The 2,463-nt window shown below is 70.2% G+C and carries 3 protein-coding genes; all 3 read left to right on the forward strand.

Going from position 1 to position 2,463, the window contains the following annotated elements; genetic code table 11:
• Positions 1 to 60: 60 nt before the first annotated feature.
• The 3 genes from JS521_RS35235 to JS521_RS35245 all read left to right on the forward strand — a co-directional run bounded on the left by JS521_RS35235 (position 61) and on the right by JS521_RS35245 (position 2,351).
• On the forward strand, positions 61 to 708 hold the full coding sequence (locus JS521_RS35235; protein WP_205086926.1) for a fasciclin domain-containing protein: 648 nt from the start codon (positions 61 to 63) through the stop codon (positions 706 to 708).
• A gap of 115 nt (positions 709 to 823) precedes the next feature.
• Positions 824 to 1,783: an ADP-ribosylglycohydrolase family protein gene (locus JS521_RS35240; protein WP_239488273.1), complete on the forward strand. Its 960-nt coding sequence runs from the start codon at positions 824 to 826 to the stop codon at positions 1,781 to 1,783.
• 130 nt (positions 1,784 to 1,913) lie between these two features.
• Positions 1,914 to 2,351, forward strand: coding sequence for an SPW repeat protein (locus JS521_RS35245; protein ID WP_205086927.1), 438 nt, complete (start codon positions 1,914 to 1,916; stop codon positions 2,349 to 2,351).
• Positions 2,352 to 2,463: the final 112 nt, after the last annotated feature.

Here is a 2,463-nt window from a genome sequence, read left to right on the forward strand (position 1 = left end):
ACCCGCCCCCCACCTTGCTCTTCACTCCCCGCACCACACCATCGATCCAGGAGAAACGCCATGAACACCCTCCTCTTCCGCCGCGCAGCCGTCGCCGTGTCCGCAGCAGCCGTGCTGCCGCTGACGCTGACCGCCTGCTCGTCGGACGACTCCTCCAAGGACTCCGCGGCAGGCTCGACGCCCAGCGCGTCCAGCCCGGCGAGCCCCTCGGCCGACGAATCGGCGACCATGGACGAGCCGTTCGGCCCGGCCTGTTCATCGGTGCCGAAGGAAGGCGCGGGCTCGTTCGACGGCATGGCGAAGGACCCGGTCGCCACGGCCGCCTCGAACAACGAGGAGCTGTCGACGCTGGTGGCGGCCGTGAAGCAGGCCGGCCTGGTCGACACGCTCAACAACGCGGAGAACATCACGGTGTTCGCCCCGACCAACGACGCCTTCGCGAAGATCCCGAAGGCCGACCTGGACGCGCTGCTGGCGAACAAGGCCGAGCTCACCAAGGTCCTCACCTACCACGTCGTGGGCGAGAAGCTGACGCCGCAGCAGCTGGAGAAGGGCTCCTTCGACACGCTGGAGAAGAGCAAGCTGACGACGGCCGGCTCGGGCATGGAGTACACCGTGAACGACTCCTCCAAGGTCGTCTGCGGCAACGTCCCGACCGCCAACGCGACGGTCTACATCGTCGACACGGTCCTGATGCCCCCGAAGTAACCCCCAAGGATCCCCCATCGACGAGGGGCGGGAAGCCGCGTACGCCGCGGCTCCCCGCCCCTCGTCGTCGCTCATCGCCTCTCCCCCGTGCGGGCGTCGGCCGTAGCCTGACCGGATGACGCACCGTGAGTTCATGGGCCGCCGCGACCGCGTGGCCGGAGCCGTGATCGGATCCGCCGCCGGGGACGCGCTCGGCGCCCCGTTCGAATTCGGCCCGGCCGGGGTGTTCGCCGCCCGCTTCCCGGACGGCGTCGGAACGCTGTGCGGAGGCGGCGGCTGGGATCCGGGTGAGGCGACGGACGACACGCAGATGGCCGTGCTGGTGGGCGAGTCGCTGCTGGAACGGGGCGGCCCGGACCTGCCGGACATGTTCGGCAGATTCCAGCGTTGGGCGGCGGGCGAGCCCAAGGACATCGGCCTGCAGACCGAGGACGTGCTGACCAACGGCCAACCGTGGGACCTGGCGGCGGGGCTGCACTTCCAGCTCAACGGGCGGGCCGCGGGCAACGGTTCACTGATGCGGGCGACCACATCGGCGGTGTACTTCGCGCACGCCGGGCGCCGGGCGACGATGGCGGCGGCCCGCCGGATCGCGGCGCTGACCCACGGCGACCGGGCGGCCTGGGAGGGCACCGCCGTCTTCCATGAGCTGGTCCGGGTGGCCCTGGCGGGCGACGACCCGCTCGCCGCCGTACCCGGGGCGTTGGCCCAGGTGCACCCCGATCATCGGGCCCGCTGGGCGACGGTGCTGGCGTCCGACTGGCACCCGGGCCTGGCGACCGAGTTCAACGGTGCGGTGTGGCCCTGCCTGGGCACCGCACTCTGGGCGCTGCGCACGACGGACACCTTCGAGCGGGCGTTGGCGTGCGCCGTCGACGCGGGCGGGGACACCGACACGGTGGCGGCCGTGACGGGCGGCCTGGCGGGAGCGGTGTACGGCATCGGCGCGGTCCCGGACCGCTGGACCGAGACCCTGCACGTACCGCTGCCCGGCTACGGTGACCGCCGCCTGACCGCGGCGGACCTCCACGCCCTGGCTACCCGGCTGGACGCCGAGGGCCCCCGGGTCGCCTGAGGATTCCCCTCCGAAAACATCGCCCGAAATGTACACATAAGCGCCAGATAAGAGCACTATGGAGGAAAGGGTGCCTGCCGCATCCACCGCACGGCGGCGGGGCCCGCAGGAGCGAAGGAGACGAAATCTCATGAGCAACGTCTCACACGCGAGGAGTGACATATCGGGCCACCCCGATGCCTCCGAGATGCGTGCGCGGTACGACCGCGTGATGGGCGGTCGTGATGTGGCGCTGGTGGACGCGCCGGTGTTCCTCGTCGGCCTGTACTGTGCCGTTTCCCCTTGGGTGCTCCACTTCACGGCGAACCAGCCGGCCCTGGTCACGCACAACCTGCTGATGGGTATCGCCATCGCGGTACTGGCCCTCGGCTTCACGGCGATGCCGGAGCGCATGTACGGCCTCAGCTGGGCGATGTGCGCCATGGGTGCGTGGATCATCGTGTCGACCTGGATCGTGGGCAACAGCCCGGACGTCGGGATCGTGATCAACAACATCATCGTCGGCGGACTGACGATACTGCTGGGAATGGTCTGCGCAGGAGCAGCGGCCAAGACCCGCAGCACGTAACACCACCACCGGAACAGCCCCGGGCCTGTTTCAGCCCGTCCGGCGTTTGAGGAGCGGGGTCCGGGGGGGGGCCCCCGCGGGGGGTTATAAAAAAAAAACCACCCCCCCGCCA

It is taken from the genome of Streptomyces durocortorensis (assembly GCF_016901035.1).
In the GTDB taxonomy this organism is placed as follows: domain Bacteria; phylum Actinomycetota; class Actinomycetes; order Streptomycetales; family Streptomycetaceae; genus Streptomyces; species Streptomyces durocortorensis.

Excerpts from the sequence above, each read along its gene's own strand:
- JS521_RS35240 (WP_239488273.1), top strand. The coding sequence starts at position 824 with ATGACGCACCGTGAGTTCATGGGCCGCCGCGACCGCGTGGCCGGAGCC.
- JS521_RS35235 (WP_205086926.1), top strand. The coding sequence starts at position 61 with ATGAACACCCTCCTCTTCCGCCGCGCAGCCGTCGCCGTGTCCGCAGCA.
- JS521_RS35245 (WP_205086927.1), top strand. The coding sequence starts at position 1,914 with ATGAGCAACGTCTCACACGCGAGGAGTGACATATCGGGCCACCCCGAT.